Below are 6,269 nucleotides of genomic sequence, written 5' to 3'. Positions count from 1 at the left end.
GCCCAGGCCGCCAAGCTGCGGGCGGACGCCGCGGTCCGTACCGCGACCAGCGCGGCCGCCGACGCCATCAAGGCGTCCGAGGCCTCCGCCTCCGCCGCCCGTACGGCCGTGAAGCTGGCCGACGAGGCCGAGAAGCACGCCGCCGACGCCATGAAGCAGGCCGACGCGGCGAAGGCCGAGGCCGCCAAGGCGGTCGCGGGCGCCGCGGACGCGGCCGGGCACGCCTACACCACCGCCCAGGCGGCGGAGGACGCCGGCAACGCGGCCCAGCAGGTCGCCGCCCCGGCCAACGACGCGATCCAGCTGGGCGCGCCGTACGTCACCACCGACTCGGCGGCGGGCCTCGCCGTCCTGTCGGGCCAGGCGTCGAAGACGATCGCCGAGCAGCAGAAGGCCGTCGCCGAGGCCCACGCGGCCAACGCGCAGAAGAACGCGGCCCAGGCGGCGAGCCTCGCGGCGGCGGCGACCGGTGACGCGAAGGCGGCGTACACGCTGGCGGCGGAGGCGGCCGGTTTCGCGGCCGACGCGCGCAAGTCGGCGAAGGAGGCGCTGGGTTACGCGGCCGAGGCGGCTCAGTACGCGGCCGACGCCCAGGCCTCGCTGGCCCGCGCGAAGGAGTACGACCGCCAGGCCACCGTGGACGCGGCAGCGGCCGACCAGGCCGCCGACCAGGCCGAGACCTACGCGGCCGACGCCCGCTCCTCCGCCGACCAGGCGGCCCTGGACGCGGAGGCCGCCCGCACGGCGGCTGCCGCGGCCGAGCAGTCCGCCAAGGACGCCCGAGCGGCGGCCGACCGCGCGGACGCGGAGGCGACGGCGGCGGAGCAGGCGGCGAAGGACGCGCAGAAGTATGCGGAGTCGGCGCAGCAGGCGGCCGACCAGGCCGCGCGCAATGACGCCAACAGTCAGGTGCAGGCGGGCGCGGGGACCGGCATCGGCGGGGTGTTCTCGGTCATCGACGACATCAAGCAGCGGGGGGACCCGCAGCGGCTGCCGGACGACTGCTCGCGCCTTCCCTGCGACCTGGTGTACGAGGTGCACTTCGACGCGACCGTCAGCTACTACCTGTGCCTGAACCCGGAGGTGCCGGCCACCGAGTCCGGCTGCCCCGCCGGTGACACGCAGTTCCTCAAGACGAAGACGTTCACGGACCTGAGCAAGAAGGTCAAGATCTCCTCGTGGGAGGCGACCAAGGACCTGTGGAAGGGGCTCTTCGACTCGATCATCGGTGACTTCGTCGGTTGCTACCACAAGATCACCACGGCCCAGGACGGCGGCAGCTACGGCGACTGTGCCTGGGCGGCCACCTGGCTGCCGCTGGGCGGTCCGATCGCCAAGATCACCGAGGCGATCCGCGCGGTGGACGCCGCCATGCGCACCGGTGTCGGGGTGTCCGACGCCATGAAGGCGCTGCGGGCCCTGGACGTGGACGCCCGCGCGCTGTCCGCGATCGAGCGCAGCGCACGGACGTACGAGGAGGCACGCACCGCCTGCATCCGCAACAGCTTCCCCGGCGGCACCCAGGTCGTCCTCGCCGACGGCGGCCGCAAGGCCATCCGTGACGTGCGGTTCGGCGACCGGCTCCTGGCCACCGACCCCGACACCGGAATCACCCGGGGCGAGCCGGTCACCCAGACCTACTCGCACACCTCCGACGACCTGGTGGACATCACCCTGGCCGGCGGCGGAAGCCTGACGAGCACCTCGGGGCACCGGTTCTTCGTCACCGGCCGCGGCTGGACCCTCGCGTCCGACCTGCGTCCCGGCGACAGCCTGCGCACCCCCGGCGGGAGCCTGCGCACGGTGGCCGCGGTGCTCGACCGCCACGCCTCGGCGGCGCGGACCGTGTACGACCTGACCGTCGCCGGACTGCACACGTTCTACGCGGTGGCGGGCGCCACCCCGGTCCTGGTCCACAATTGCAGCGACCTCATCCTGGACGAGGCCAGCTTCCCGGGGCAGGCGCACACCCTCACGGAGCACGTGCGCCCCAACCAGGCCGAGGCGGAGGCGATCGCGCACCGCAAGACGGTCGAGAGCGGCAGAGACACGCCCAACAGCGTGTTCATCGACCAGCAGACCGCGCAGCAGGTCGTCGACTACGCCCTCGCCAACAACGCGAACAAGATCCGCAAGTGGATGGCGGAGAACAGGACGAACGAGCTACCCCTGACGGGCACGTTCGGGCGGAACAACTCCCTCGGTACGGTCTACTTCGACAACGGCCGGGCCGCTCCCAAGGCCGCGGGCAACGGCTACTTCATCAAGCTCGTGCGAGCACCTCGGGTGGAGGGCCAGGCGAGACATCCGCTGGGCTACTACGTGCAGACCTGCTATCCGAAGTAAGGAGGGGCGACCGCCGTGCAGCGCTTCACCGAGTTCGACTTCGGTGTCCCGTGGGTGATGGCTTTCTTCCATCAGGACTGGACACACGAGGCGGACACCCCCGCCAAACTCGTCGCACGGCACCTGCCGGACGGGGCCGGTGAGTACGCCCTGGCAGTGCGCCGTGACGCCCGGGCGCTCCTCGACGGGCTGCCGTCGCGGACGCTGGAGGTGCTGTGGGACGCCGGAACCCAGTACGGCATGGGCTGGCGGCAGACCACGGGAGCCGGGTGGACACAGACCGTCGTCGACGTGTGCGACACCTGGCTGTCCGCGCAGGAGCAGCCACCACGGCCGCTCACCGGAGCCGACACGGAGGACGGCCTCGCCCACCTGGGCGCGGTCGTCGCCGAGATCGAAGGGATGGCGTTCCTGACCGCCGAGGTGCGCCGGGCTCTCGCGGACTGTGCCCGCGCCTGCACCCCGGACCTGGCACTGCGGATCCTGCTGAGAGTGATCGAGTACGACTCTGACGCCTCGCTGTCCCGGGAGCAGTACAAGAGGCTGGAGGACATCGGATCGGCCCTGCACTACGGCGAGTTCGTGGTGCCGAGCGTCGAGTTCCTGATCGCCGACGACTAGAGGCATCACCTGAGGGCCCCTCCCCTGCCAGGGGAGGGGCTCCTTCACGCCACCGTCCGAGCCCCCGTACTCCCCCTCTCCCTCATCCGAGGCGCCAGCAGCGTCGACTCCGGTACCGTCGTCCCGGCCAGCTTCTTCATCAGCAGGTCCACCGCCCGCGTGCCCACCTCCGTCGACGGCAGGGAGACCGAGGTGACCGGTACGCGCAGTGACTCGGCCACCTCGTCGGGGCAGATCGCCGTGACGGAGAGGTCGGACGGGATGCGCAGGCCGAGGTCGGCGAAGGCGTCGACCAACGGGTCCAGCAGGGGTTCGTTGTGGACGACCACGCCCGTCAACGCGGGCTGCTCGCGCAGGAGTTGTTCGGCGGCCTCGCGGGCCGCGTCCGGCTCGCAGGGCAGGACCGTCGAGGACATCCCGGCGCGGTCGGCGGCGGCCGTGAAGCCCTGGACCACCCGCCCGGCGTAGGCCGTCCCGCGGACGTACACCTCGGGCGGGGAGCCGATCAGGGCCACCGAGCGGTGGCCGAGGCGTGCCAGGTGTTCCACGCACGCCTCGCCCGCCGCCTGGAAGTCGAGGTCGACGCAGGTCAGCCCGTCCGCGACAGCCGGAAAGCCGATCAGCACCGACGGCAGGTCCAGTGCGCGCAGCAACGGCAGCCGGGGATCGTCGAGCTGGACGTCCATCATGACCAGCCCGTCGACCAGTGCCGTGTCCGCGACCCGGCGCAGCCCCTCCTCGCCCTCCTCCTGCGTCAGCAGCAGCACGTCGTGGTCGTGGCGGCGGGCCGTCGTCACCACCGACACCGCGAAGCCCATCACCGTCGGGACGTGGATCCCGGTCCGTAAGGGCACCACCAGCGCCAGGACGCTGGAGCGTCTGCCGGCCAGGGCGCGGGCACCCGCGTGCGGCCGGTAGCCCAGCTCGCGGACGGCCGCCTCGACCCGCTGTCGGGTCTCCTCGGAGATCGGGCGCTTGCCGCTGAGGGCGTAGGAGACGGTGCTGGGGGAGACCCCGGCCCGCCGCGCCACATCCGTGATCTTCACCATCAGCCCAGCTCCAGCGAGAGGAAGCCGGTGTCGGCCTGGGCCCGCGCCACCCTGTCCCCGGCCGCCAGGCCCCAGGGCGCCGAGGGATCGGAGCAGGACGCCCTGAGCGTGTCTCCCTCGCGTACGACGGTGAAGGCGACCTCGCCGACCCGTACCGTGACCTGCTCGCCCCGGGCCAGGCCGTACGCCCGCAGGGTCACCCCGTCGGCGTGGTCGTAGTCGGGGCGGTCGGCCACCGCGCCGACCGGGATCACCGCACCGGGCCTGACCAGCAGCGGCACGCTCAGGAAGGCGTGCCGCTCGCGCACCCAGCGCGGCCCGGTCACCGTCTCGCCGGTCACGAAGTGGGTCCAGGTGCCCTCGGGGACGTAGTACGAGACCTCTCCGGAGTCGCTGAACACCGGTGCCACCAGCAGATCCGGGCCCAGCATGTACTGCCGCTCCAGATGCGCGCAGCCGGGATCCTGCGGGAACTCCAGGAGCATCGCCCGCATCACCGGCACGCCCTCGGCGTGGGCGGTGCGCGCGGCCTCGTAGAGGTACGGCATCAGGCTCAGCTTGAGGCGGGTGAAGTGGCGCAGGACGTCCACGGACTCCTCGTCGAACAGCCACGGGACGCGGTACGACGAGCTGCCGTGCAGGCGGCTGTGCGAGGACAGCAGGCCGAAGGCGAGCCAGCGTTTGAAGAGCGCCGGGCTCGGGGTGCCCTCGAAGCCGCCGATGTCGTGGCTCCAGAAGCCGAAGCCGGACAGGCCCAGGGACAGCCCGCCGCGCAGCGACTCCGCCATCGACTCGTACGTCGCCTCGCAGTCGCCGCCCCAGTGCACCGGGAACTGCTGGCTGCCCGCGGTCGCCGAGCGGGCGAAGACCACCGCCTCCTGCTCGCCGCGGTGCTTGCGCAGCACGTCGAAGACGGTCCGGTTGTAGAGGTAGGTGTAGTAGTTGTGCATCCGCTCGGGGTCGGAGCCGTCGGACCACTCGACGTCCAGCGGCACCCGCTCGCCGAAGTCGGTCTTGAAGCAGTCCACGCCCTGCGCGAGGAGCCCCTCCAGCTTGGACGCGTACCAGTCGCGGGCGGCCGGGCTCGTGAAGTCGACCAGGGCCATGCCGGGTTGCCACAGGTCCCACTGCCAGACGCTGCCGTCGGGCCGCTTCAGAAGATGGCCGAGCGCCTTGCCCTCCGCGAACAGCGGCGATCTCTGGGCGATGTACGGGTTGATCCACACGGAGACCCTCAGGCCCCGCGCGTGCAGCCGGGCGAGCATGCCCTCCGGGTCGGGGAAGACCCGCGGGTCCCACTGGAAGTCGCACCAGTTGAACTCGCGCATCCAGAAGCAGTCGAAGTGGAAGACGGACAGGGGCAGTTCGCGGTCCTTCATGCCGTCGATGAACGACGTGACGGTCTCCTCGTCGTACGACGTCGTGAAGGACGTCGACAGCCACAGACCGAAGGACCAGGCGGGCGGAAGCGCCGGACGGCCGGTGAGGGCCGTGTACTTGCGGATGATCTCCTTGGGACTCGGGCCGTGGATGACGTAGTACGTCAACTCCTGGGTCTCCGCGCTGAACTGCACCCGGGAGACCGCCTCCGAGCCGACCTCGAAGGAGACCTTGCCGGGGTGGTCGACGAAGACGCCGTAGCCCGCGTCCGTGAGGTAGAACGGGACGTTCTTGTAGGCCTGTTCGGTTGCGGTGCCGCCGTCGGCGTTCCACACGTCGACGACCTGGCCGTTCTTCACCAGCGGACCGAAGCGCTCGCCGAGGCCGTACACCGAGGTGCCGACGGTCAGGTTGAGCTGCTCGCGCAGGTAGTGCCCGCCGGTCGCGTCCCGCAGGATGCCCATGTTCTTGGTGCCGCTGCTGGTGAGGACCCGGCCGTCGGCCAGGAAGTCGACCTGCCAGGGCCCCGTGCGGGCGAACCGGACCGACAGGGCGCCCGAGGTCAGGGTCGCCGAGTCCTCGTCGGACCCGGTGTGCGGGGTGAACTCCTCTTTCCTGAGCTCGAATTCGGGTCGGTTGGGCTGCTCGCCCTCGAAGTGGGTGAAGGTGATGCCGATGACGTCGGGCATCGGGGCGTGGGCGCTGATGGTCACGACCGGTCCCTTCAACAGGTCGCCGCGGTGGCGGATGGGCTGGGACGGCGCGTGGATCTCCAGGCCGCCGTCGGAGGCGACGACCTCGTGGACCACGGCCGGATGGTCCGCGGTGACGCCCTCGCGCAGCAGCCAGTAGCCGTCGGTGAACTTCATCGGT

The 6,269-nt window shown here is 71.5% G+C and carries 4 protein-coding genes; 2 read left to right on the top strand and 2 right to left on the bottom strand.

Annotation, left to right across the window (positions count from 1 at the left end; translation table 11 throughout):
• Positions 1–2,346: polymorphic toxin-type HINT domain-containing protein (locus tag ACFULQ_RS39560; protein WP_383553886.1), on the top strand; the 2,346-nt coding region annotated here is incomplete at its 5' end.
• 15 nt (positions 2,347–2,361) lie between these two features.
• Entirely contained in the window at positions 2,362–2,967 is a 606-nt protein-coding gene (locus ACFULQ_RS39555; RefSeq protein WP_383553884.1) for a hypothetical protein, read from the top strand.
• Between the two features lie 44 nt (positions 2,968–3,011).
• On the opposite strand, the gene ACFULQ_RS39550 is transcribed toward ACFULQ_RS39555, so the two are convergent.
• Positions 3,012–4,016, bottom strand: a complete 1,005-nt coding sequence (locus tag ACFULQ_RS39550) for a LacI family DNA-binding transcriptional regulator (RefSeq protein WP_383553881.1) — start codon at positions 4,014–4,016, stop codon at positions 3,012–3,014.
• The gene (gene yicI, locus ACFULQ_RS39545) at positions 4,016–6,265 is read right to left on the bottom strand and encodes an alpha-xylosidase (RefSeq protein WP_383553879.1); all 2,250 of its coding nucleotides are present in this window, start codon (positions 6,263–6,265) and stop codon (positions 4,016–4,018) included. The genes ACFULQ_RS39550 and yicI overlap by 1 nt, the downstream gene beginning before the upstream one ends.
• Positions 6,266–6,269 lie beyond the last annotated feature (4 nt).

Source organism: Streptomyces sp. NPDC057253 (assembly GCF_042669125.1).
Taxonomy (GTDB): Bacteria; Actinomycetota; Actinomycetes; order Streptomycetales; family Streptomycetaceae; genus Streptomyces.
Note: the sequence above shows the minus strand (reverse complement) of the source record. Positions and strands in the feature narration are given on the sequence as shown.